The sequence below is a fragment of the Saccharopolyspora halophila genome, from assembly GCF_039531955.1.
Taxonomy (GTDB): domain Bacteria; phylum Actinomycetota; class Actinomycetes; order Mycobacteriales; family Pseudonocardiaceae; genus Saccharopolyspora; species Saccharopolyspora halophila.
The window spans coordinates 93,429-116,606 of record NZ_BAAARA010000024.1 but is presented as its reverse complement, the minus strand read 5'-3'; the positions used below and the strand labels follow the sequence as shown (position 1 = coordinate 116,606).

General features: G+C 68.4%; 21 protein-coding genes. 16 read left to right on the top strand and 5 right to left on the bottom strand.

The features are described from left to right. The first annotated feature begins 500 nt into the window (after positions 1–500). Both ABD289_RS24395 and ABD289_RS24390 read left to right on the top strand, forming a co-directional pair. Positions 501–632, top strand: coding sequence for a hypothetical protein (locus ABD289_RS24395; protein WP_344137689.1), 132 nt, complete (start codon positions 501–503; stop codon positions 630–632). 422 nt (positions 633–1,054) lie between these two features. Then, complete coding sequence (locus ABD289_RS24390; protein WP_344137686.1) at positions 1,055–1,351, top strand: hypothetical protein; 297 nt, start codon at positions 1,055–1,057, stop codon at positions 1,349–1,351. Positions 1,352–1,575: 224 nt separating this feature from the next. Here ABD289_RS24390 and ABD289_RS24385 read toward each other — a convergent pair whose 3' ends face one another. Continuing rightward, a complete protein-coding gene (locus ABD289_RS24385; protein ID WP_344137683.1) occupies positions 1,576–2,946 on the bottom strand; it encodes an alpha/beta hydrolase in 1,371 nt (456 codons plus the stop codon). 184 nt (positions 2,947–3,130) lie between these two features. Here ABD289_RS24385 and ABD289_RS24380 point away from each other — a divergent pair, with 184 nt between their 5' ends. The 10 genes from ABD289_RS24380 to ABD289_RS24335 are packed head-to-tail and all read left to right on the top strand — an operon-like array spanning position 3,131 to position 14,044. Then, the gene (locus ABD289_RS24380; protein WP_344137680.1) at positions 3,131–4,372 is read left to right on the top strand and encodes an ATP-grasp domain-containing protein; all 1,242 of its coding nucleotides are present in this window, start codon (positions 3,131–3,133) and stop codon (positions 4,370–4,372) included. Next, complete coding sequence (locus ABD289_RS24375; RefSeq protein WP_344137677.1) at positions 4,369–5,175, top strand: Rossmann-like domain-containing protein; 807 nt, start codon at positions 4,369–4,371, stop codon at positions 5,173–5,175. The genes ABD289_RS24380 and ABD289_RS24375 overlap by 4 nt, the downstream gene beginning before the upstream one ends. Continuing rightward, entirely contained in the window at positions 5,172–6,221 is a 1,050-nt protein-coding gene (locus tag ABD289_RS24370; protein ID WP_425564771.1) for a PLP-dependent cysteine synthase family protein, read from the top strand. Before ABD289_RS24375 ends, ABD289_RS24370 begins: the two co-directional genes overlap by 4 nt. Next, positions 6,218–7,231 (top strand): dipeptide epimerase, encoded by a 1,014-nt coding sequence (locus ABD289_RS24365; protein WP_344137674.1) that lies wholly within the window; start codon positions 6,218–6,220, stop codon positions 7,229–7,231. The genes ABD289_RS24370 and ABD289_RS24365 overlap by 4 nt, the downstream gene beginning before the upstream one ends. After that, positions 7,228–8,505: an MFS transporter gene (locus ABD289_RS24360; RefSeq protein ID WP_344137671.1), complete on the top strand. Its 1,278-nt coding sequence runs from the start codon at positions 7,228–7,230 to the stop codon at positions 8,503–8,505. Before ABD289_RS24365 ends, ABD289_RS24360 begins: the two co-directional genes overlap by 4 nt. Beyond that, complete coding sequence (locus ABD289_RS24355) at positions 8,484–9,263, top strand: class I SAM-dependent methyltransferase (protein WP_344137669.1); 780 nt, start codon at positions 8,484–8,486, stop codon at positions 9,261–9,263. Before ABD289_RS24360 ends, ABD289_RS24355 begins: the two co-directional genes overlap by 22 nt. A 29-nt stretch (positions 9,264–9,292) precedes the next feature. Further along, positions 9,293–10,837, top strand: a complete 1,545-nt coding sequence (locus ABD289_RS24350) for an ABC transporter substrate-binding protein (RefSeq protein ID WP_344137666.1) — start codon at positions 9,293–9,295, stop codon at positions 10,835–10,837. Beyond that, entirely contained in the window at positions 10,834–11,772 is a 939-nt protein-coding gene (locus tag ABD289_RS24345; RefSeq protein ID WP_344137663.1) for an ABC transporter permease, read from the top strand. Before ABD289_RS24350 ends, ABD289_RS24345 begins: the two co-directional genes overlap by 4 nt. Beyond that, entirely contained in the window at positions 11,769–12,563 is a 795-nt protein-coding gene (locus tag ABD289_RS24340) for an ABC transporter permease (RefSeq protein WP_344137660.1), read from the top strand. Before ABD289_RS24345 ends, ABD289_RS24340 begins: the two co-directional genes overlap by 4 nt. Next, positions 12,560–14,044: an ABC transporter ATP-binding protein gene (locus ABD289_RS24335; protein ID WP_344137657.1), complete on the top strand. Its 1,485-nt coding sequence runs from the start codon at positions 12,560–12,562 to the stop codon at positions 14,042–14,044. Before ABD289_RS24340 ends, ABD289_RS24335 begins: the two co-directional genes overlap by 4 nt. A gap of 1,439 nt (positions 14,045–15,483) precedes the next feature. On the opposite strand, the gene ABD289_RS24325 is transcribed toward ABD289_RS24335, so the two are convergent. Next, positions 15,484–16,158 (bottom strand): antibiotic biosynthesis monooxygenase, encoded by a 675-nt coding sequence (locus ABD289_RS24325; protein ID WP_344137654.1) that lies wholly within the window; start codon positions 16,156–16,158, stop codon positions 15,484–15,486. A 25-nt stretch (positions 16,159–16,183) separates the two neighbouring features. Continuing rightward, on the bottom strand, positions 16,184–17,032 hold the full coding sequence (locus tag ABD289_RS24320; RefSeq protein ID WP_344137651.1) for an NAD(P)H-binding protein: 849 nt from the start codon (positions 17,030–17,032) through the stop codon (positions 16,184–16,186). A gap of 458 nt (positions 17,033–17,490) precedes the next feature. On the opposite strand from ABD289_RS24320, the gene ABD289_RS24315 reads away from it, so the two are divergent. Both ABD289_RS24315 and ABD289_RS24310 read left to right on the top strand, forming a co-directional pair. Further along, on the top strand, positions 17,491–17,964 hold the full coding sequence (locus tag ABD289_RS24315) for a carboxymuconolactone decarboxylase family protein (RefSeq protein ID WP_344137648.1): 474 nt from the start codon (positions 17,491–17,493) through the stop codon (positions 17,962–17,964). A gap of 340 nt (positions 17,965–18,304) precedes the next feature. Beyond that, on the top strand, positions 18,305–19,513 hold the full coding sequence (locus ABD289_RS24310) for a metallophosphoesterase family protein (RefSeq protein WP_344137645.1): 1,209 nt from the start codon (positions 18,305–18,307) through the stop codon (positions 19,511–19,513). A gap of 77 nt (positions 19,514–19,590) precedes the next feature. On the opposite strand, the gene ABD289_RS24305 is transcribed toward ABD289_RS24310, so the two are convergent. Continuing rightward, positions 19,591–20,490, bottom strand: coding sequence for an MIP/aquaporin family protein (locus tag ABD289_RS24305; protein WP_344137642.1), 900 nt, complete (start codon positions 20,488–20,490; stop codon positions 19,591–19,593). A gap of 267 nt (positions 20,491–20,757) precedes the next feature. Here ABD289_RS24305 and ABD289_RS24300 point away from each other — a divergent pair, with 267 nt between their 5' ends. Together ABD289_RS24300 and ABD289_RS25430 are read left to right on the top strand one after the other, a co-directional pair. Beyond that, the gene (locus tag ABD289_RS24300; RefSeq protein WP_344137639.1) at positions 20,758–21,348 is read left to right on the top strand and encodes a CrcB family protein; all 591 of its coding nucleotides are present in this window, start codon (positions 20,758–20,760) and stop codon (positions 21,346–21,348) included. Positions 21,349–21,468: 120 nt separating this feature from the next. Further along, positions 21,469–21,579 carry a transposase gene (locus ABD289_RS25430; RefSeq protein WP_425564774.1) on the top strand — a complete coding sequence of 37 codons (111 nt, stop codon included), beginning with the start codon at positions 21,469–21,471 and terminating at the stop codon, positions 21,577–21,579. Positions 21,580–22,092: 513 nt separating this feature from the next. Here the strand turns inward: ABD289_RS25430 and ABD289_RS24295 are convergent. Next, a complete protein-coding gene (locus ABD289_RS24295; protein ID WP_344137636.1) occupies positions 22,093–23,136 on the bottom strand; it encodes an ROK family transcriptional regulator in 1,044 nt (347 codons plus the stop codon). Positions 23,137–23,178 lie beyond the last annotated feature (42 nt).

Sequence of the window (23,178 nt, the reverse complement as noted above, 5' to 3'; positions counted from 1 at the left end):
GGCGGGAGGGCCGAAGGGGTGAAACGGTCGCCCCGCCGCGCGAGACGGGGCCGGGTGGCGCTCCGGGCCCCTGGTCAGGTGACGGTGAGGACGTCGATGCGTCCGGATCGCCGTGCGACGTAGGCGGTTTCCCTGCTGGTGGTGATGGCGGTGACCGCGTCGTCATCGCGTCATCCGCCCGCGGGGCGCAGCTCGTCGCCGGGGCCGGTGTTGGCGCCGAGCCGCCACACCAGCACGTTGCCCTCGGCATCACCGCTGATCAGCGTGGTGCGGTTGCCCGACATCCAGGCAAATGCCGAGACCGTGGACTGGTGGCCTGTGAGGACGGCTCCGGCCCCGGCCGGTGGGGCCGGGGCCGGAGAAGTCCCAGCAGGTCAGCACTTCCGCCGAATCGCAGGCCATCCAACGCCCACCGTCTTCGAAGGCCAGGTGCGAGACGGTGGCCGGGAATCCGTGCATCTCGAACTCCGAACCGTCGTCGACTTTTCCAGCCGTGCAACGTGGAGTCCTGGCTGCCGCCCACCACCCAGCGGCCGTTCGGCGTGGCAGCCAGCCCGGAGATCGCGCCCGGCGCGGGCAGGGTGTTGGTGATCTGGTCGGCTTCGGGTTCGAAGATCGTCACGCCTTGGTAGGCCGAGGCCGTCACCCGTAGTTTCCCGCATGGCCGCAGCAAGTTGGTCACCGTGCTCGCGAGCGGTTCGGAGCTCCAGTGCACCGCGCCGGAGTGGTCCAGGACGCGGACCCGCTTGTGCTCACTGATCCCCAAGGTGGTGCCCGCTTGTTCGGCGATCTGCTCAGTGCGGGCCGCCTGGCCCGGTTCGGGTCTGTTCGATCGGTCCAGCAGCTGGTTCAACGCGTCGTTCATCGCGCCTCGCAGTCGTCGGTGGTGGACGAGGATCACACCACACTAGACGACAACGACAACCGTTTTCATCTGAGGGTCTGTTCATGTGTTTCGCGCGTCTAGCTGTGTCGCTGCTCATGCGTAACTGGCAATGCGTTGTACGCTGAGTGGAGCAGCGCGTGACGCCCATTTGCGTATGGAGGGGTTCCGATGACCACGGCACACCAGCAGCACACTGGGCACGAGCACGCCCATGGTGAGGGCTGCGGGCACGTCGCCGTCCCGCACGGCGATCATGTCGATTACGCCCACGACGGTCACCTGCACCGCGCTCACGACGACCACTACGACGAGTGCGAGCCAGCTGATCACGCCGCCCACGACGGCCACGAGCACGCCCACGGTGAGGGCTGCGGGCACGTCGCGGTGCCGCACGGCGACCACGTCGACTACATCCACGACGGGCACCGTCACGCCGCCCACCACGACCACTACGACGAACACTGACCCAGCGCGCGCACGAAGGCCGACGAGCCAGGGCTGCCCGCCAGGGCTTCCCGAAAGGTGAGCTCGTCGGCTCTCGCTGCATGGTGTGTCAGGACTGGGGTCCAGGCCGGGCGGCTTCAGCCCTGGAACAGCGGCTCCCGAGAAGGCGGGCCGCAGCTGAGCGCACGTCCGCTGCCCTGTTCCCGAGGGGTCGCCCGACACCTTGCGTCGTGGGCGGGGTGGCTTTATTCGGGGAGGCCCGGCCCCGGGCAGTGCAGATCCTGGTCCGGGAGGCGGCCGTCGACTAGATAGGCCCCTGCTGCTTCGTCGACGCAGGCGATCCGCTGGCTGGCGAACAGGCCATGGGAATAGCTGTCCTGAGCGGTGATCATGCGGGAGCCCGGGAGTTCGGCCTGCATTCGCTTGGCGCCGTCGTAAGGCGTGGTCGGATCATGCTCGGCCTGAGTGAGCAGGACCGGTGGCATCTCGGAGCTGCCCAGTCGGGTGGTTTCTCGCGGACGGTCCCAGAAGGCGCAGGTGGTCGCCTCCAGTCCCGTGAGGATCGGCCGCGGGTCGGTCTCGCGCAGCTGCCGGATGTCACCGATGACCTCGGCGTGGCTCGGGCGCGTGCTGTCGTTGCACTTCACGGTGCGCAGCGCAGCTTCGTAGTTGCGTGATTCGGAGTCGGTTTCGGGCAGCGCGGGTTCCAGGCCGCCGCCATTGCCGGAATTCGCGTACGCACCCAGCGCCTCGGCGAACGGCCGCCAGCGTTCGGTACGCGAAAGGGTCTTGTAGACGAGGTTGTCGAACTCCGCTGCCCCGAAGTTTCCGCGGGCCGGCGCTTCGGCCAAGCTGGCGCGGGCCCTGGTGTAGGCGTCGCGTACCTGCTCGCGGGTGGTGCCCAGGTCCAGCTCGGGGTGGGCGGCGATCCAGTCGAAGAGCACGTCGCGCTGTCGCAGCATCGCGTTGGCCTGGTGCACGTCGAAGTCGTGCCAGCGGTCTGGACTGACCACGCTGTCGAGCACCATCCGGCCGACCCGCTCGGGGAACTCGGCCGCGTAGGCCGCGCCCAGGTAGCTGCCGTACGAGACTCCGAGGAAGTTCAGCTTCGGCTCGCCGAGGGCTTCCCGGATGCGGTCCATGTCCCGCGCGGTGTTCATCGTGTTCATCGCCGCCGAGTCCGGGTTGTGCCGCAGGCAGTCTTCGGCCATGTCGGCTAATCGGTCCAAGTGAGCGCGCTCTTGTGCGCGGTCCGCCGGAACCGGTTCCGGCGCGGGGTGGTTGAACAGGCCGCCGAGGTCGCCGCAGTCCAACGGGGCGCTGCGTCCCACTCCGCGCGGATCGAAGCCGATGATGTCGTAGGACCGGCGAACTTGCTCGGGTAGCTTCTTGCCCTTGCTCACCGAGTACTCCAGTCCGGAGCCGCCCGGCCCGCCCGGATTGACCAGCAGTGCCCCGCGGTACTCCTCTGGGGTGCCGGTGGCTCGAACGCGTGAGACAGAAATCATGATCTCGCCGTCGGTATCGCGTTCCTCCAGTGGCACGGAGAGCTCGGCGCACTCGGCGCCCTCGAACGGGCACGGCTCGAAGACCAGCGGTTCTGCACTTGCGGGCACGGCGCTGAGAAGGGGAACGGCGAGCATCAAAGCCGCCGCAGCAGAGGTCCTTTTATTCACCACGTTGAGTCACATCCACCTTCACTAGATGGCAGGTTGATCCACCTAGTTGGAAATGATTACCATTACCGACTGTTGCCGTGCAAACGTCGCGATGGGAGTCGTGGTGGGTCACCTGTTGTTGGTGGAGAGCTGGGTTGGCGCGATGAGCACGTTGCTTCCCAGAGCGATCCGCGAAGGCGGCCACCGGTTCAGCTTCGTCACGCGGGATTTGCAGCACTACCTGCGTTCAGCTCCGGCTTCCGGCCCGCATCCGCTGCTGGGCGCGGACAACGTGCTGACCGTGGAGACCAACGACCCCGAGGTGCTGCTGGTGCACCTGGAGCGGCTGCAACCGGTGCTGGGTTTCGACGGGGTGGCGACCTCGTGCGATTACTACCTGGCCACCGCTGCGCGGCTGGCCGAGCGGCTGGGTCTTCCCGGTCCGCCGGCTGAGGCGGTCGAGGCGGCCTGCTCCAAGGACCGAACCCGTCGGGTGCTCGGTGAGGTGGGTGTGTCCGGGCCGGCGTTCGTCCTGGCCGAGACGCTGCGGGGGCTCGAGGAAGGTGCCGCGGCGATGGGCTACCCGCTGGTGGTCAAGCCGGTGGACCTGTGCGCGGGGATGTTCGTGCGCAAGGTCGACGATGTCGGTGAGCTGCGCCAAGCTTTCGAGGAGCTGCAAGGGTTTCCGGTCAATGCTCGTGGCCAGCAGCGCAATCCCGTGGTGTTGCTGGAGGAGTTGTTGACCGGGGCCGAGGTGAGCGTGGAGACGGTCACCTTCGGCGGGCGGACCGCGGTCGTCGGCGTGACCGACAAGAGCGTTGCCGGCGCACCGTGGTTCGTCGAAACCGGTCACATGTTCCCGGCCGCGCTGGAGGCCGACACCGAGCGCGCGGTGACCGATACCGCCGTGGCCGCGATCAAGGAGCTGGGGCTGGACAACACCGTCTGCCACACCGAGATCAAGCTCACCGCCGACGGCCCGAAGCTCGTCGAGGTCAACCCGCGTCCAGCGGGCAACCAGATCACCGAGCTCATCCGGCGGGTCACCGGCATCGACCTGGCCGCGGTCCACGCGCAAGTGGCGCTGGGCGAGAAACCCGACCTGACCCAGGTGGACACCGGCGCTGCCAGTGCGGCGATCTCCTTCCTCCTGCCGCCCAGGACTGGCGAGATCGAGGAGATCAGCGGCATCGAGGTACTGCGGGACCCGGCGGTGGTCGACTACCGGCTCAAGCCCTCCGGACACCACGCCGGAGCGGCGACCAGCAACAACAACTACCTGGGTCACGTCATGGTCACCAGCGACCAGAAGGGCGCCGCACGCGCGCACGCCGAGTCGCTGATCGAGCGGCTGGATGTGCGCTACGCCGAGGAGACCGGATGAGCGCGCCAGAGTCGCTGGCGGACCTGATCGAGCAAGTCCACATCGGACAACACGGCGAGGAGATCACCGATGCTGTGGTGAGCGTGGGGTTTCTGACCCAGCAAGGTGTTCGGCACGCCTCGCGCAACACCTCATACCGCAACCACGTGCTGAGCCTGCGGGTCGCCGACGCCGTGGGTTCGTGCGCCGTGGAACCCGGTCAGCTCACCGAGGACGTCGTGCTGGACTGCGTCGGCAACCCGGTCGCCGAACTGCTGCGGCACCCGTCGACGGCGGTGCGCGTCACCGCGCTCGACGCCTACCTGCAGTCGGTGCGGCCGCACCACCAGCACGCCGAGGAAGTCGTCGTCGGCCGCGGCACGTCGCTTCAGAAGTCCTTGCACCGGGCCAAGCTCGTGGTGGATCTGCTGCCGCCGGTGCGGCGAGTGCTGGTGATCGGCGTGGTCAACTCGCTGCTGTACCACCTGCGCGAACGCGGCACCGGCTACGTGGCCTGCGACTACAAGGGCGGGCAGACCGAATGGGGCGAACCGGTGCACACCGACGCCTTGTCCGCCCTGGCCGACTGCGACGCCGTGCTGACCTCCGGGATGGTGCTGAGCAACGGAACCTTTCAGCCGCTGCTGGAGCAGGCCCGCGCCACCGGCAAGCCGTTGGTGTTCTTCGCCCAGACCGGAAGCGGAATCCTGCCGCGCTTCCTGGGGGCCGGAGTCACCGCCGTCTCGGCCGAGCCGTACCCGTTCTTCTGGCTCGACGCCGGACCGAGTTCGCTCTACCGCTACCCCGGAGAGGATGCCGCATGAACCCGGACCTGCTCGACCTGGTCCGCGACACCCCACTCGCCCGAGTTTCGACACCACTCCCGCAACCCAATCCCGGTTTCTGGGCGAAGCTGGAATGCCTCAGCGCCGGCGGCATGAAGGCCCGCGCGGCGCTGTCGATGCTGCGGGGAGCACACCAGCGCGGTGAGCTGCTGCCCGGCGCGCCGGTGGTGGAGTCCACCAGCGGAACGCTGGGAATCGGGTTAGCTTTCGCCGGCAGTGCGCTGGGACATCCCATCGTCCTGGTCGTCGACAAGGAACTCGAACCAGGCATGCGTGCACTGCTGCGGGCCCACGGTGCGCGACTCGAGATCGTCGAGCGGCCACATCCCGAAGGCGGCTGGCAGCAGGCGCGGCTGGACCGGGTACGCGAGATCTGCCGCTCATTGCCGGGTGCCTACTGGCCGGACCAGTACAACAACCCGGACAACCCCGCCGGATATGCCGAGATGGGAGTGGAGATCTGCCGTCAGCTCGACCGCGTGGACGTGTTGGTGTGCAGCGTCGGCTCCGGTGGGCACAGCGCCGGGATGATCCGCACCCTGCGCAAGCGCTGGCCGCAGATGCGCTTGATCGGTGTGGACACCGTAGGCTCGACGATCTTCGGACAGCCCGCCCGTCCGCGCGTGATGCGCGGTCTGGGCAGCAGCATTCATCCGCGCAACGTCGACTACCCGCAGTTCGACGAAGTGCACTGGGTCGGCCCCGGTGAGGCGGTGGCCACCTGCCGGGCACTGGCCCGCAACGCGTTCGTCACCGGCGGTTGGAGCACGGGTGCGGTAGCGATGGTCGCGGCGTGGGCCGCGCGCATCGACCCGGGTGCCAATGTTGTGACCGTGTTCCCTGATGGCCCGCATCGCTACTTGGGCACGGTCTTCGACGACGACTACTGCCAAGCGCGAGGGCTGCTGGACACCCCGATCGCCACTCGCCCGGTCGAGGTCGCGAACCCGGAGGTCGAGGCCACCGGGTGGACGCGCTGCCGGACGGTCATCGACCCCCTGAAGAACATGGAGGTGCCCGCGTGAAGCTCGACTGGCGGGTGAGCGGCTTGGCGTTGCGCGAGCCGCTGCGGATCTCGCGCTCGGTGATGGCCGAGCGCGACGCAGTGACCCTGACTCTCGACGACGACGACGGCGACCTCGGCCACGGCGAGATCGTCACCAGCGTCTACTACGAGCTCGACGTGCCGCGCATCGAAGCTGAACTGGCCGATGCTCAGGCGAAATTGGCCGACCTCACTCCGGAGGAGGCGATCCACACGGACCTGCGGCAGGCCTCCCCGGGCGTGCGCGCGGCACTGGACGCGGCGCTGCACGACCTTCTTGCCCGCAAGCGCGGCATCGCCGTCCACGAACTCATCGGGGCCGAACCGCCGGGTTCGGTGCCGACCGCGCGCACGATCGGGATCACCTCGACCGAGCAGGCGGTGGCCGAGGCCATCGGGCTGGTCGGACAGGGATACCAGCTGCTCAAGGTCAAACTCGGCACCGGTGCCGACGAGCTCGCTCGCGTGGCCGCCATCCGCGAAGCCGCCCCGCACGCCAAGATCCTGCTGGACCCCAACGGCGCCTGGGAGCCCGAGGAAGCCGAACGGATGCTCTGCGCAGCAACGGAGTTCGACATCGACGCGGTGGAACAACCCATCGCACCGGGAACTCCGGAATTGCTCGCGGAGGTGGCCGAGAACTCGCCGATCCCGGTGGTCGCCGACGAGGACGCGGGTGTTCCGGAGGACGTGCGCCGGTTGGGTTCGCGTGTGCACGGGATCAACATCAAGCTTCCCGAATGCGGTGGCATACGCGCCGCACGCGAGATCATCGACACCGCGGACGACCTCGGGGTCGACGTGATGCTGGGCTGCCAGGTCGCCAGTTCGCTGGGCATCGCACCGGCCATGCACCTTTGCGGGATGGCTCGCTGGGTGGACCTCGATGGTCACCTGCTGCTTGCCCGCGACCCGTGGACCGGGCTCGGTGGGCAAAACGGTCGGTTACACATCGCCGGGCTCATCGGTCTCGGGGTGCGGCCCGCGTGAACACTGTACGGCTCTTCCGCAGCTACCCGCTGGCCGTGCAGGTGTTGCTGGTCAACCAGCTCGGCGTGAACACGGCCTTCTACCTGCTGATTCCCTACCTCGCCGGATACCTCGGGCAGGATCTGGGGCTGTCGGCCGCTGTGGTCGGCATCGTGCTCGGCGTGCGCAACCTCAGCCAGCAGGGCCTGTTCCTGCTCGGCGGCTCGGCCTCCGATCGGCTCGGCGCACGCGGCGTGATCATCGCCGGTTGTGCGCTGCGCTCGGTGGGGTTCGGGCTCTTCGCCTTCGGCACCTCGCTGCCGGTGCTGCTGGCCGCCTCGGTGCTATCCGGACTCGCGGGGGCGTTGTTCAACCCTGCTGTGCGCTCCTACCTCAGCCACGAGGCCGCTGACCGACGAGCGGAGATGTTCTCGCTGTTCAACGTCTTCGCCAACACCGGAATGCTGATCGGGCCGCTGCTGGGCAGCGCACTGCTGCTGGTGGACTTCCAGGTCTCAGCGATCGGGGCCGCGCTGATCTTCACTGTGCTGACCGTCGCGCAGGTGCTCGTGCTCCCGGCCCGGGAAGTCCCGCGGCCGCAGACCTCGGTACTCGCCGACTGGCGAGAGGTGCTCACCGATCGCCGGTTCGTCCTGTTCACCGGCGCGTTGACCGGGATGTTCGCGCTGCAGAACCAGCTGTACCTGGTGCTGCCGATGCACGCCGAAAACTTCACCGGCACGGCGGTGTCGGTGTCGGTGATCTTCTTGGTGACCACGGTGGCCAGCCTCGTTCTGCAGGTGCGGATCACACGCTGGTGCGATGGGCGCTGGAGCCGGGGGCGCGCGGTCGCCACCGGCCTGGCCGTGATGGGCGGCGGGTTCGTGGTCACCGCGATCGCCGCGACCGTGATGCCGGACCAGCCGGCGAGCTCCTCGGCCGAGACCGTTGTGCGACTGGCGCCGGTGCTGGTCACCGCATTCACGCTGTCGGTCGGGGTGATGCTGACGCAGCCCTTCGTCTACGAGCTCATCCCCACCTTCGGCCGCGACAACCTCTCCGGCACCTACTTCGGCGTGTTCTACCTGGCCTCCGGAGTGACCGCCGCCGGCGGCAACGCTCTGATCGGGTGGGCGACCGACCTGGCCGGAGCCGACTTGCCGTGGTTGCCCTCGGTGTTGTGCGTGGCCATCGGCATGTCTTCGGCTCTGGCTGTGCTTGCGATCCACCGGCGCGGCGGGATCGCCCCCAAATCCACCGCGGAGGAGAACTCGTGGCACACGCCAACTTCCTGACCGATAATCCGGCCGTTTACGAGGCGTGGTTTCCCGACTCCGGGCACGTGGCGGCTCGGTTCACGGATGACCTGGTGCGTCGGTTCGGTGGTGGCACCGATCTGCTCGACGTGGGCTGCGGCACCGGGCGCGACGCACGATGGTGGTGCGAACACGGTTACCAGGTCACCGGGCTGGACAGCTCACCCGCGATGATCTCGCACGCCACCGAGCACTGCCCGCAGGCCGAGTTCCTCGTGGGCGACATGCGCTCGTTCGCCCTGCGGCACGAGTTCGACGTCATCACCTGCCTGGACAGCGCGCTGCTGTACTGCCACGAGAATTCGGAGCTCGAGGCGTTCCTGACCAGCTGCCACGACCACCTGCGGCCCGGGGGACTGTTCATCGCCGAGGCGCGCAACGGTGCGTTCTTCCTGGGCAACACCGAGCTGCTCGACGAGGTCCTGGACCGCACGCTCAGCTACGACGGGGTGGACTACCGCTCGATGACCCGACTGTGGATCGATCACGCCGAGCAGCTGCTGCGCCGGGAGCGCCGCTGGCGGTGGCCTGGTGCCGAAGAGCTGGTGCAGCGTTCGGCGTGGCGGCTGCTGTTCCCGCAGGAGCTGCGCTACTTCGCGGAATGCCACGGCTTCGAGGTACTGGCGCTGTTCGACGAGCCGGGCCCGCGCACCGACACGCCGTGGTCCGCCGATGCCGAGTTGTCCGAGCGGATGTCCGGTGACCGGCTTCATCTCATCGCCCGCCGTATCGATTAAAACGGCCCTCACAAAGGTAGGAGATCGCAATGTTCAACCTCGACAGACGACGCTTCCTCGGCCTGGCAGCGGCGGGTGCCGTCTCCACTGGCTCGCTGCTGGCGGGCTGCGCTCCGGGCGGCGCGCCCGGAGCAGGTGCGCCCAAGCCCGGTGGCCGGTTACGTGCCGCCTTCTCCGGTGGTGGCGCGGCCGAGGTGCTCGACCCGCACGAGACCAGCCTCTACATCGAGATCGCTCGCTCCAAGGCGCTCTTCGACAAGCTGGCCGACTACGGCAACGACATGTCCCCGCAGCCGCGCCTGGCCGAGCGCTGGGAGCCCTCCGCCGACCTGCGGACCTGGCGGATCACCCTGCGGCAAGCCACTTTCCACGACGGCCGCCCGGTGCGCGCCGCCGACGTGCTGGCCAGCTACGCGCGCATCACCGAACCCGGCGGCAGCCGCCGCGCCAAGTCCAGCCTGTCGGTGATCGACCTGCCCGCCAGCCGCGCGATCGACGACCGCACCGTCGAGTTCCAGCTCAAACGCCCCTACGCCGAGTTCCCGAACGCGCTGGCCACCCTCGGCGCCTACATCATCCCGGAGGGCACCGAGGACTTCTCCCAGCCGGTCGGCTCGGGCCCGTTCAAGTTCGTCTCCTTCGAGCCCGGCAAGTCGTTCCTGGCCGCGCGCAACCCGGACTACTTCGACGGCCCACCGCTGCTCGACGAGTTGCAGATCGTGGTCACCAACGACGAGGCCGCGAGGGTGAACGCATTGCTGGGCGGGCAGATCGACTACGCCAACGACCTCACGCTCACCAGCGCCCGCACCTACGAGTCCGGCGGGCAGATCCGGGTGCTGCGGCTACCGCGCAGCAACTTCCACGGTCTGGCGATGAAGGTCGACCGCCCGCCGTTCGACCGGATCGAGCTGCGGCAGGCGATGTTCCACCTGACCAACCGCGAGGAGCTGGTGCGCTCGGTGCTGCAGGGATCCGGGCAGATCGGCAACGACATCTACGGCCGGGGCTACCGCTACTACGCCGATCACCTGCCGCAGCGCAGTCAGGACCTGGACAAGGCGCGCTCGCTCGTGCGCCGGGCCGGTGCCGAGGGCATGACCATCGACTTCGACACCTCCGATGCCTCCACCGGGCTCAAGGAGGCGGCGCTGGCCATCAGCGACCAGGCGCGCCAGGTGGGCCTGAACCTCAACGTGCGGCTGGGCAACAAGGACACCTACTGGTCCGACATCGCCGACGGCAGCGTGCTCGCCAGCTACCGCTCGGGAGCGATGCCGCTGGACTCGCACGTCTCGCAGCGACTGCTGACCAGCTCCACCACCAACAACACCGCGTGGCAGCGACCCGAGTTCGACGAGCTCTACAACGCCGCCCAGTCCACCACCGACGAGAACCGGCGCGCCGAGCTCTACACCCGGATGCAGGAGCAGCAGTTCAACGAGGGCGGTTTCGTCTGGTGGGGCGCCTCGGACTGGATCGTCGGCGCGGCCACCAAGGTCGGCGGCATCGACGAGGAAGCGCCGGCCAACACCCTGGAGTGGGCGCGGTTCGACAAGGTGTGGCTCGCGTGATCGGTTACCTGGTGCGCCGGCTGCTGCTCGGCGCGGTGCAGGTGCTGCTGGTCGTGGTCGGGGTGTTCCTGCTGACCGAGGCGCTACCGGGCGATGCGGCGGTGACCATCGCGGGAGACAAGCCCGACCCCGCGGTCATCGCCGGTCTGCGCGCCGAGCTGGGCCTGGACCGGCCGATGTGGCAGCGCTTCGCCGAGTGGCTGGGCAGCGCGCTGCAGGGCGACCTGGGCACTTCGCTGGTCGGCCCGCGGCCGGTCGCCGAGATGATCGGCACGGCCGCGGGCCCCACGCTGCTGCTGGCCGGGCTGGCGCTGGCGCTGCTGGTGCCGCTGTCCACCGGACTCGGTGTGCTGGCCGCGCGCCACGAGGGCAGCAGGCTGGACCGGCTGGTCACCAGCACCACCCTCGGGCTCTACGCGGCACCGGAGTTCGCGATGGCGATCCTGCTCGTCGCGGTGTTCGCGGTGCAGCTGGGCTGGTTCCCGCCCACGGCCATCGGCGGTTCGCTGAGCAGCAACCCGGCACTGCTCGCGTTGCCGATCCTGGTGCTGCTGCTGCGCCCGATCTGCTCGCTGAGCAGGCTGGTTCGGGCCGGGATGATCGACGCGCAGCGCTCTCCCTTCGTCCAGCACGCGCGACGGCTCGGGCTCTCGCCCACGCGGATCCGGTTCGCCCACGCCCTGCCCAACGCGGCGGCTCCGGCGGTGCAGCAGCTTGCGCGCACCGCCGACTGGCTGATCGGCGGGGTGATCGTGGTCGAGGCGATCTTCGTGATCCCGGGCCTGGGAACCTCCCTGCTGGAGGCCGTTTCGGCCCGGGACCTGCCGGTGGTGCAGGGCCTGGCACTGGTCTTCGCCACCACCACGGTGCTGGTCAACCTCGGCGCGGATCTCGCAGCCCGCGCCCTGTCGCCCACTTCGGAGGTCGGTCGATGAGATACGCGATACCCGGTCTGCTGGTGTCGGTTCCGGTGCTGCTGGCGCTGTTCGGACCGCTGTTCGCCACCGAGGACACCGCCAAGGACGTGGCGTTCCTGATCGGCAACGGTCACCTGCTGGGCACCGACTTCCTCGGCCGCGACGTGGCCGACGAGGTCCTGCTCGGGGGCCGGTCGCTGGTGCTCACCGCGGTGACCGCCACCGCCTGCATCTACCTGCTGGCGGTGCCGATGGGCCTGGTGGCGGGCATGACCCGCAGCCGCGCGCTGGACGAGGTGCTGATGCGACCGCTGGACGTGCTGCTGGCGGTGCCCTCGATGCTGATGTTGCTGCTGCTCGCGGCGCTGGCTCCGGGCAACATGTGGGTGCTGGTCGCGGTGGTTGCGCTGATCAACCTGCCCGACGTGGTGCGCATCAGCCGTGCGGCAGCGCTGTCGCTGTCCACCCGGCCCGCGGTCGAGGCGATGCGGCTGCAGGGCGAGAACCGGGCTCGCATCGCCCTGGGCTACGTCGCCCGAGCGATGCGCCGCACCCTGGCCGCCGACCTGGGCACCCGGTTCACCGGGACGATCTACCTGGTCGCCTCGGCGAGCTTCCTCGGCGTCGGGGTTGCTCCCGGGGCGAGCGACTGGGCGGCGATGGTCGACCGCAACCGCTCGGGCCTGTTCCTGCAGCCCTGGGCCGTGGTGGTGCCCGCAGTGCTCATCGTCGTGCTCTCGGTCGGCGTGAATCTGCTGTTCGACCGCTGGTTGCGACGTTCCGACTCGAACTTCCTGGAGGACCGGTGACCGCCGTCGCCGCACACGATGTGACTATCACCGCAGGGGATCGGACGCTGCTTTCGGCAGCGTCGTTCACCTTGCGCGCCGCGCAGATCACCGCTCTGGTCGGTGAATCCGGCAGCGGGAAGACCACGTTGGCTCGCGTGCTGCTCGGAGAATCCTCGCCCGGGATGACGGTCTCGGGCAACGTGGAGGTCGCGGGAGCGGCTGCGGATTCCTCCTTCGCGCCAGGTACCGTCGGCTACATACCGCAACAGCCCGCGGCAGCGCTGAACCCAGTGCGCCGAGTCGGCTCGGTGCTCGCCGAGGTCGCGCGCCTGCACGTGCCAAAGGATCAGGCCCGGCAGCGGGTCCTGGAAGCCCTGCGGCAGGCGCAGATGCCCGACGGGGAGAAGTACCTGCGCCGGTACCCGCACCAGCTCTCCGGCGGGCAACAACAGCGGGTGGTGCTCGCCCAAGCGCTGATCGGGCGACCGCGGGTGCTCATCGCCGACGAGCCCACCACCGGCCAGGACCCGGTGATCCGCGCCCAGCTGGCCGGCGAGCTGCGCGCCGCGGCCGAGCAGGGCATCGCTATCCTGCTGCTCACCCACGATCTCGACCTGGTGCACGAGATCGCCGATCGGGTCCTGTCCATCGAGGGAGGTTGCCTGGAGGAGTCCGACGTGGGCTCGCTGACTCCGTCTGACCCGGTGGTGCCGCAGGAACAGCAGGCGGGTGACCCGGTATTGCGGGTGCGCGGGCTGCGCGCGGGGCACCGCCAGGGAGAAATCCTGCACGGCATCGACCTCGATGTCGCACCCGGGGAACGGGTAGCGGTGCTGGGGCGCTCCGGAAGCGGCAAGACGACTCTCGCGCGCTGCATTGCGGGGCTGCACCGCTTCCGCGGCGGAGAGATCCTGCTCGACGATCATCGGCTCTCGCCGGTGCTACGACGCCGGTCGAGCGAGCAACTGGCCCGAGTGCAATACGTCTTCCAGGACTCTAGGGCATCATTCAGCGAGTTTACCCCGGTGCTGCACCAAGTCGCCCGCACCGCTGAGCGGCTGCGCGGGCTCGACCGATCCGCGGCCCGCGCTCGCGCGGCCGACGAGCTCGCAGCGCTCGGGCTGCCCGAAACCAGCACCAAGCGGCTGCCGTCCGGGCTGTCTGGCGGTGAACTGCAGAGAGCAGCCCTAGTACGCGCCATGCTGGCGGAGCCGGACGTGCTGATCTGCGACGAAATCACCTCAGGCCTCGACGCACGCCACCGCGAGGACCTGCTGGACGTCCTTGCCAAGCTGCAGACCAACACCGGCTGCGCACTGCTGATGATCACGCACGACCTGCCCGCTGTGGCCGCTCTGTCGCACCGGGTGCTCATCTTCGACGAGGGGCGGGTGGCGGAACGCGGACGTACCAGCGACGTGCTCGACTCACCGAGTCACCCGGCCACTCGCGCGCTGGTGCAGGCCACGACCCCAGAAGCCGCAGTTCACGAAACATAGCCGGAAGATAATCGTGTAGCTCTCGATCAGTTGCTGCACCTGGTCGCGGTCGAGTTGCCGGGCGCGACCGGGCTTTGCCCGCTTGGGTGTCGGTTGGGTGGGTGCGAGTCAGGCCCGGCAGTTCCTGCCGCAGTGTTTCTAGGGCTGTGAACTGGTCTTTTGTGTTGTAATAAGCTCCCCCCAACCTCCACCTTCGAGGTACTTATCGAACAAGGGTCTGATCGAAGGCTCAGAAGCAGGGATCCCACCTTCTGCGGGCGGGGTGCGGTGGACGGGTCATCCGGGCGACGGGTCGAGAGGAGCGACAAGGTGGCCCTCCTCCAAGATCGCAAATGGCGATCTGATGGCGACGAAAACGCGGAACAACGCGTGACAATCTGGACTGGCCTCGCCAGGGGCGATCGGATGCGGCTGCGCTGATCCGGCCTCGTATGCCTCGTCGCAGTTCGACCGATAGCAGGAGCGCAAGTGGTGGGCAGGCGGCTGCTGCGATGGAGAAGGCGTTGAGATCGGGTGCGGAGGCAATGTTGGCGCACAGAGACAGTCCGACTCCGAGTGTGAACGCTAGCCATGCTTGCCAATGGCCTGTGGCCTGATGATGGTGCCCGGTTCTCCACAGCTCGATGGTCGCCATCGTCAACAATCCGTCAACGATGAGTGGCCAGAGTGTCGCGGTGTTCGCTCGGCCAAGCATCTCGCTCACGCCGACTTCACAGCAATATCAAGAGCGTCTCGACAGCGGGGACCACGCGGGGACCGCACCGTGTGCACGGTTCCCGCGTGAGGCTTGCGGAACCACCGCGCGCACCACCAGTACGCTCCTGACCTGCGGAGATCCCAGCGCGGGAGTACTGGGGGCAAGGGGTCGTGGGTTCGAATCCCGCCGTCCCGACTGGCCAGAGGGTTTCCGCAGGTCAGAGCCTGTGGGAACCCTCTTCTCGTGTTCGTGGTCCGTCGCTCGGAGTCGAGCGCGCCGCTCATGGGTACCTTGAGTGCGGAGTCGCGGAATCGGCGGGTTCGATGCTCCGAAACTTGCCAGACATCCTTCGACGGGCCCGTGCTGCACGTCAATCGCGCACCACGTACGTCCAGGGCTGCGGGCCCTCTGCTCGCCGCACGATCTCCCAGCGGATGTTGCCGCTGATTTCGGGTCGGGCGGCGGCCATTTGATCAACGCAGCACTGAAGATCCATGCACGATGATCACCACGGAAGGGCATCGGTTCATCGCCGACGAACTGGCCCACCCCGGCCGGGCTCCTCGTCGTGGTGCGGGCCTGGGTAACTGGGAAGGCGCAGCTCGCCGTCGCCGTCCCGGCGGTGTCGCGGGACCGGTACGCCCCCTGGATGCGCGACAGCGAGATCGCTGCAGAACCATCCCGTGCGCGGGCCTTACGCTTCCGTGTCCGCGAAGCGATCGGGCCCGTTCTCGATTGGTGCTCACCGGGTCAGCCACGTGGTGAAACGCTTGAACCCGAGCGGTTCCAAGCCGGGGGTGCTGTCGATGAGCCGCGGGACGTCGTCCTCCTCCTGCAGCATGCTCTCGACGATCTGCGCGTGAGCGTCCTCGTCGACGAACTCCGCGTAGTTGACCACGTGGGTGCCGTCGGTGCTGATGTGGAAGTGGTTCGAGATCATCCCGGCGGGTGGCATCACGTCGGTCCGCCGGGAGAACCCTGGTTCCTCGTCGAGCAGGGTGTTCACGAAGCGCGTTGCGGTTTCCCGACTGTCCGAGCGGAACCGGACGGCCACGATGCAGCCGGGCCGCCTTCTTCGGTCGAGCACGAGGCTCCGGTGGAGCCGGTGCTCGAACGTTCCGCGGTGCTCGGTGTGCGGGACGGCGTCGTCGATCCGGCAGCGCCGCGCCGGTTGGCCGGTCCGGAGGTCTTCGTGGTACGCCGCCTCGTCCGTCCACTGCGCGTAGTGCAGCACGGTGCTGTCGTCCGTGCTCAGCAGGAGGTTTTCGGACAGCAGCCCGCGCGGCCGTTCTTCGTCGTCCCATGCCGCCACGGCGGCCTGGGCTGTCGCGCGCTGCCGTTCCGGCGAACCGGTCGACCACTCGCTGATGACCGCGAGTTCGGCATCCGGGCGGGTGATGTCGGGCAAGGTTTGCATTCCGCGTCTCCGCTCGATCGTCGGTTCATTCGAAGTCGGCGGCTCGGTCCGCGACCCAATCCCGGAAGGTGCGCGCCGGTCGTCCGGTGAGGTCCGCAACTGTCGAGGTGATCGGGCCCGGGTGCTTGATCAGCTGGGCGTAGCCGTCCAGTGCGGCCTTCGCGATCTCAGGCGGCGATCCGGGGAGCATCTTGGCGGCGGCTTCGGCCTCCGGGATCTCCACCCAGCGCAGCTGCCGTCCCAGCACCTCGCCGATCGTTCGCACCTGTGCCGCCTGGGTGAGTCGCTCGGGCCCGGTGAGGGTGTGCTTGGTGCTTCCGTGTCCGCTGCTGGTCAGCACGTGCGCGGCGACGGCGGCGACATCGCGTTCGTGGATCAGCGTCATCGGCGCCTCGCCGTGCGCCCCGCGCACGGCGTCGCCGGTGCGGATCTCGGGAGCCCAGGAGAGCGCGTTGCTCGCGAACCCGTACGGGCGCAGGAACGTCCACTCGAGCGCGGACTTCTGGATCCGGTGCTCGATCGCGGCGTGGAACGCGGCGATCGGCCCGTTCTGCTCGAGCACGTCGTCGCGCACCGCTGCGGAGGACACGAAGACGATCCGGCTGGCGTATTGCTCGATCTCCGTGATGACCGCGGCGTTTACCGGCACGGTGGCGAACGGCCAGATCAGCAGCACCGCGTCCACCGACTCGAGGGCGGCGCGCAAGCTCGACAGGTCGATCAGGTCGCCGCGCACCACCTCGACCTCGCCAGGCAGCGCGACCGGATTCCGGGCCATCGCGCGGACTCCAGCGCCGGATGCGTGCAGCAGGTCGACAGCGTGCCTACCGACGTTACCGGTTGCGCCGATCACCAGGATCTTGTTGCGGTGCATGGGAACTTCGCTTCCTCGCGGGTTCGGGGCGGCTCGCTGCCGCAGCGAGTAATCTACAACAAGCGTTGTAGTTAGTGCAACAGGCGTTGTACTTCGTCGTTCATCGGGAGGATGTGCGGCGGACGGGGACCCCTCGTCGGTCGCCTCGGCGAACTCAGCACGGGAACCTTCCTGCTCCACCGCGGAGCGGCCGGTCGGGGATGCGCCTCGTCGCGGGAACGATCTGGGTTCGATCACGTTCTCGGCCCCGACCGGCCGAGGTGCGGACCGCTCCGGTGCACCGGTGCGGACAAGGCGAGGAACCGTCGTCTCGCCGGCGGGAATCACCACCGACGTCGGGCTGCAGCGGCGTCCGTCGCGCCGCGGAAGCTCACGTCGCATGATGCCCTGTCACAACTCGCCGGCCCGACGCGTCAAGGGGGTGCAAACGCCAGACGACGGTAAGGGAGCACACCACAATGGAACCTCGCCTGAACCCCTTTGCCAGCCCGGTCCTGGGCAAGGTCTTCAAGCACATCATCGCCGCGGCGAAGGAGCTCGAGGATTCGACCTTGCCGGCGTCGACGCAGGAGCTGGTGAACCTCCGCGCCAGCCAGATCAACGGCTGCGGTTTCTGCACCGACATGCACTTCAAGGACGCCTTGCAGCTCGGGGAGTCAGCTGAGCGCCTCAACCTGGTCGCGTCCTGGCGGGAGGCGACCAGGTTCACCGAGGCCGAGCGCGCGGCGCTGGAGCTGACCGAGGAGGCCACGCGCATCGCCGATGCGGCCGGTGGCGTTCCGAACGAGGTCTGGGCGAACGCCGCCGAGCACTACGACGAGGACCAGCTCGCCGCGCTGGTGGGCGCCATCACCCTCATCAACGCGTTCAACCGCGGCAACGTCGTGCTCCAGATGCCCGCCGGCGATTACCAGCCCGGTCAGTTCGGGTGATCGGAAGCGCCGTCCGAGTCCGGTCCCGAGGGGCCTCGGACGGCGCTTGACCCCAGGACTGCTGCGCGAGAACCGATTCCGCGAAGAATCATCTCGCGTTTGTTTCCCCGACCGTCGGGCTGGAATTCGCGCGCTGCTCAGACGACGAGCGTGCCGGTGCGCGGCGGCCGGCTCGTCGGAATGTGCCCTCGCCACTGGGGCGGACGACACGAAGTCGTCCGCGATCCGTCATGCGCGGTTCATCGGCGCTACGTGGCCCGATCAGCGGCCTGCTGACTAGCGTCGACTGGCCGCCGCATCGAACCGCGAGCGGCTTCGACCCTCGACGGTGAAGGTGATCATGACCGCGCAGAACCCGTCCACGACCGGTTCCGATTCCTCCGCCGCGCGGTCCGGGCTCGCGCGCCGCGACGCGTTCAAGCTCGGTGCCGCGGCCGCGCTCGCAACGACCGGTGCCGTCGTCGCGCCCCAGTCGGCGGTGGCGCAGCAGCAGCGGAACGCACCGCTGAAGTTCCGCCCGGACGGGACCTGCAAGATCGTCCAGTTCAACGACACCCAGGACGACGAGCAGACCGATCGCCGCACGGTCGAGCTCATGGAGAAGGTCCTGGACTCCGAGCAGCCCGACTTCGTCGTGATGAACGGCGACAACATCGCCGGCGGCTGCGAGTCCGAGCTCGAGATGAAGCAAGCGATGAACAACGTGGTGCGGCCGATGGAGGACAGGAAGATCCCCTGGGCGATCACCTTCGGCAACCACGACGAGGACTCGACGCCGCAGGGCGGGATGGCCGAGGCGGACCAGCTCGACTTCTACCGGTCCTACCCGTGCAACCGGAACCAGCCGAGCCCGGACGCCGTTACCGGCACCGCGAACAACAGCCTGCTGATCCAGGGCTCGCGGACCTCGGACCCGAAGTTCAACCTGTTCCTGATCGACAGCGGACGTTACGCGCCCGAGGAGATCGCCGGTCAGGACATCGAGGGCTATCCCGACTGGGACTGGATCCGGATGAACCAGATCGAGTGGTACACCCAGACCTCGAGGGAGGTCGAACGCGAAGCCGGACGGCTGGTGCCGGCGCTGCTGTTCATCCACATCCCGCTGTGGGAGTACCGGTTCATGTGGTGGGGCAGCGTTGACGGCCGCACCGCCGCCGACCACGCGCGCGGGGTGGACCGGCACGGCATCGTCGGCGAGCGGAACGAGGACGAGTGCCCGGGCCCGTTCAACAGCGGGATGTTCTCCGCGATCCTCGACCGCGGAGACGTCAAGGGCGTCTTCTGCGGGCACGACCACGTGAACACCTACGCGGGCGACTACTACGGGGTGCTGCTCGGCTACGCCGGCAACGCCGGGTTCGGCACCTACGGCCTGTCCGGCGCCGAGCGGAACCGGCTGCGCGGCGCGCGGGTGTTCGAGCTGGACGAGAACACCGAGAACGTCCTGGCCGACACCCGGATGGTGTGGGCGAAGGACTTCGGCATCGATCTCACCGCCGACGACCAGCCGATGGAGCCGTTCCCGCTGCCCCCGCACCAGCGCTGACGCGCCGCACCGAGACCGGTGGTGGACCTCCTGCGGCGGCGGAGCGGCGCGACGGCCGGGCAATCAACCGCGGGAGGTCACTCGGAACTCGGCTCCGCATCGGTGGTTCGTCCCGGTTCCGGGCCCGCCACGCGGGCCGCGACCACGTGCCCGATGAACAGGTCGTAGACGATCGCACCGACCACGCCCCCGATGAGCGGGCCCACGATGGGGATCCAGAAGTAGAAGCTGAACCATTCATACGTCCCGGGCAGGGCTATATCCCCCCATCCGGTGAAATACGCCCAAAGGCGAGGGCCGAAATCGCGCGCCGGGTTGATGGCGTATCCGGCGTTGGGGCCGAAGGTCAAACCGACGGTGGTGACCACCATGCCGATCAGGAACGGACCGAGGTTGGCCGTCGGAGCTGTGTTGCGCGAATCGATGAGCGCGCAGATGAGCATCACCAGAACTGCTGTTCCCACGATTTGATCCAGCAGCGGACCCCACCACGATCCGCCGAAGTACTCCGCGGGGAACGTCGCGAAGATCGCGAACGTGTCCAGGGATTGGGCTCGACCCACACCTGCCTGGGCGTTGAACGCGTCGATGGCCCAGCTGTACACGGAATACACCAGGGCGGCGGCGACGAAGGCGCCCGCGACCTGGGCGATCATGTACGGCACGACCTTCAGCCAGGAGAATCCCCTGCGCACGGCGAACGCGAGCGTCACAGCCGGGTTGATGTGCGCACCGCTGACGCCGCCTGCGACGTAGACGCCGAAGACCACCCCGAATCCCCAGCCGAACACGATGATGAGCCAGTTCGCCGCACCGAAGGCGTCTGCTTGCCGCCCCGAGCCGGGCAGTCCGGCGACGGCGACCGCGACCGAGGCGCAGCCCAGCAGGATCAGCACGAAGGTGCCGAGGAACTCGGCAAGCATTTCTCCCCCGAGCCCTTCGCGATAACCTTTCCTGCGTTGTGGTTGCTCAGCCATCGAAGCTCCCCTCCCAACCAGGTCCTTGCCCAGCCGCCGCGTTATTGCGATCGGCAAAGGACACCTTAGGCCTCATGAGGGGATGCCGCGCGAAAAGCGAGAAGTGAATCTCTTGCGCTTGTTCTGGATGATGCGGCCCGCTGTTCATCCGAAAAAGGGACGGGCACCCGCTCTCGGTGCGACTCGGGGAAAGATGCGCCTCAATTGGTCGGCAGCGAGAAGGACGATTGCTGACGAGATAACGAGATACCAGTTCGAGGCGGTGCGATGACGAACACCCTTGCGATGCTCCTCGGCGGCGTCGGCGGGACGCTGCTGCGAATGCTCGTGCAACGAGTTCGCCCGGACGACGACGGCGTGCTGCGGTGGGACGAGCTCGTGGTCAGCCTGGCCGGGGCGTTCCTGCTCGGCGCGTTGACCGGTGCGGCCCTCGCGGCTTCGGGCCCCGGCGAGGAGACCCGCGCGGGGTTGAGCATCGGTGCGGGCAGCGCGCTGTTCACGTACTGCGCGTTCAGCCCGCACGTGGTTCGGCTGATCTCCGGAACCGAGGGACGGCGCTCGGTGATCGCAGCCGTCGTGCACGCGTTCAGCGGTTTCGGCGCCGCGATCCCCGGGAGTCCTGGCAGCGATGTGGCTCGTGGGATAGCCGGCATCGCACGAGGCCCGCCGCTACGAGTTGAGCGGGCCGAAGGGATTCGCAAGACAGATCGAGCGGCCCTGCCCTCCCGCGCGTGGTTCGCCTCCCGGGCGGCTGGGGTCAAGTCATCTCGTGCGAGCCTTCCGAGGGCATCTGCCCGCTGCCAATCCCCGCGGCCGGGAGGTGCAGTTCGACGAAACTCAATGTGGCCTGCGGAATGAGGGCAGCATAAGATCAGTTCCGGTAGACGCTATTACGGCGACGGTTGGTGACGTGCAGTAAGGATCTTGGGCGGGGCCTCTCGATTGAGCGGATGAGTCCGTGCCGGAGAAACGTCGCAAATTCCGTCCCAGTTCAAGGCCGAGGCGGTGCAGCTGGTGATCTCCACCGGCCGCCCGGTACCCGAGGTGACTCGGGAGCTGGAGGTCAACCCCGGGGCCTTGGGTAGTTGAGTGCATGTCTGGCGCACGACGACCCTGGATCCGAACCTGAGATCAGCGCTGCCGAGCGTGCCCGGTTGAGCGAGCTGGAAGCCGAGGTATCCCGTCTGCGCGTGGAAACCGAGTTGCTGAAAGAGCAGCGGCCCTGTTCGCCCGGACGCAGGACTGAACCAACGCTGCGCACTGATCGAGGCGGAGAAGGCCAACTGCAGCATTGTGTGGATGTGCCGCACGCTCGGCGTGCCGCGCTCGAGTCCTACGCGTGGCGCCACCGCAGCGTTAGAGTTCGGACATTTCTGGCAGTGCGGTCGATCGGCAACGGGCTGGCGGGGACGGCGCGCGAAAGCCCTGGCCGACCAGGCGATCTCGACCGTCTGATTCGGACTTCGATGCCGCCTGAATCGTCGCGGCCTTCCTGCGGCGCCACTCGCGAGTCGGCGAAGGGAACGAGGGAGATCCGAGAAGCGGCATCCTGCTCCTCGATCGCGAGAGATGCCCGTCCGAACTGCCCGAGGGCTCGCCCCTTCAGCGCGGGCGTCCGTAGAACTCGTTGAGCACGAGCATCGCGGCACCCGCGGCGACCAGGTCGTCGCCGAGCGAGGTGACCTCGATCTCGGCCGGCAGGCGCGCGTCCTGGGTCGTCGTCGCGCGCACGCTGGTCAAGTACAGCTCCGGCGCGGCCAGCACCGCTCGGCCGGCCAGGACGACGTGGTCGATGTCGAGCAGCTGCACCAGGTCCGCGACGGCCGTCGCCAGTACCGAAGCCGCGAACGCAGGCTCGTCGTCGGTGAGCGCGCGGTTGTGAACCGCCTCCACGCAGCCGGTGCGGCCGCACGCGCACGGCGGGCCGTCGAGCTGGACGGTGGTGTGCCCGAGCTCGCCGGCGTTGGAGCGCGGGCCGCGGTGCACCCTCCCGTCGAGCAGCAGGCCGATGCCGATGCCGGTGCCCACGAAGACGAGCGCGGCGTCGCGCAGCTGCTCGCCTCGCCGCCAGCTCTCGGCGAGGACCGCGGCGGTGGTGTCCTTGTCGACCACCACGGGCAGCCCGAGCCGCTGCTCGGCCAGCGCGCGCAGCGGGACGTCCTGCCAGGCGGCGAGGTTGGTCGGGTAGTGGATCACCCCGGTGCGGTGGTCGAGCGGCCCGAGGAACCCGATGCCGAGTCCGAGGACGCGGTCGTCGGCGCCCAGCTTCTCCACGAGCCCGGCGAGCACGTCGACGAAGGTCGCCGGGTCGAAGGACGGCGGTAGCGGCGCGGTGGCGCGGTCGACGATCGCCCCGGTGAGGTCGGTGAGCACGACGCGCAGCTCGTCGCGCTCCACCTGCGCTCCGAGCGCGAGCCTGCTGTCGGGGACCAGCGACAGCAGCGTGCGGGGTTTGCCGACGCCGACGTTGCGGCTGCCGGATCTGGTGAGCAGCCCGTCGGTGACGAGGCGGTTGACGATCTTGGAGACCGCCTGCGGCGTCAGCCCGGTGCGCTCGGCCAGCTCGCCCCGCGTCAAGGAGCCCGATCGGGCGTGCTCCAGGACGACGGCATCGTTGTAGCCGCGCAGGTAGCGCAAGTTCGGCACGGGCGGGATTATGGCACGGTTTGACATTACGAAACACTGTTG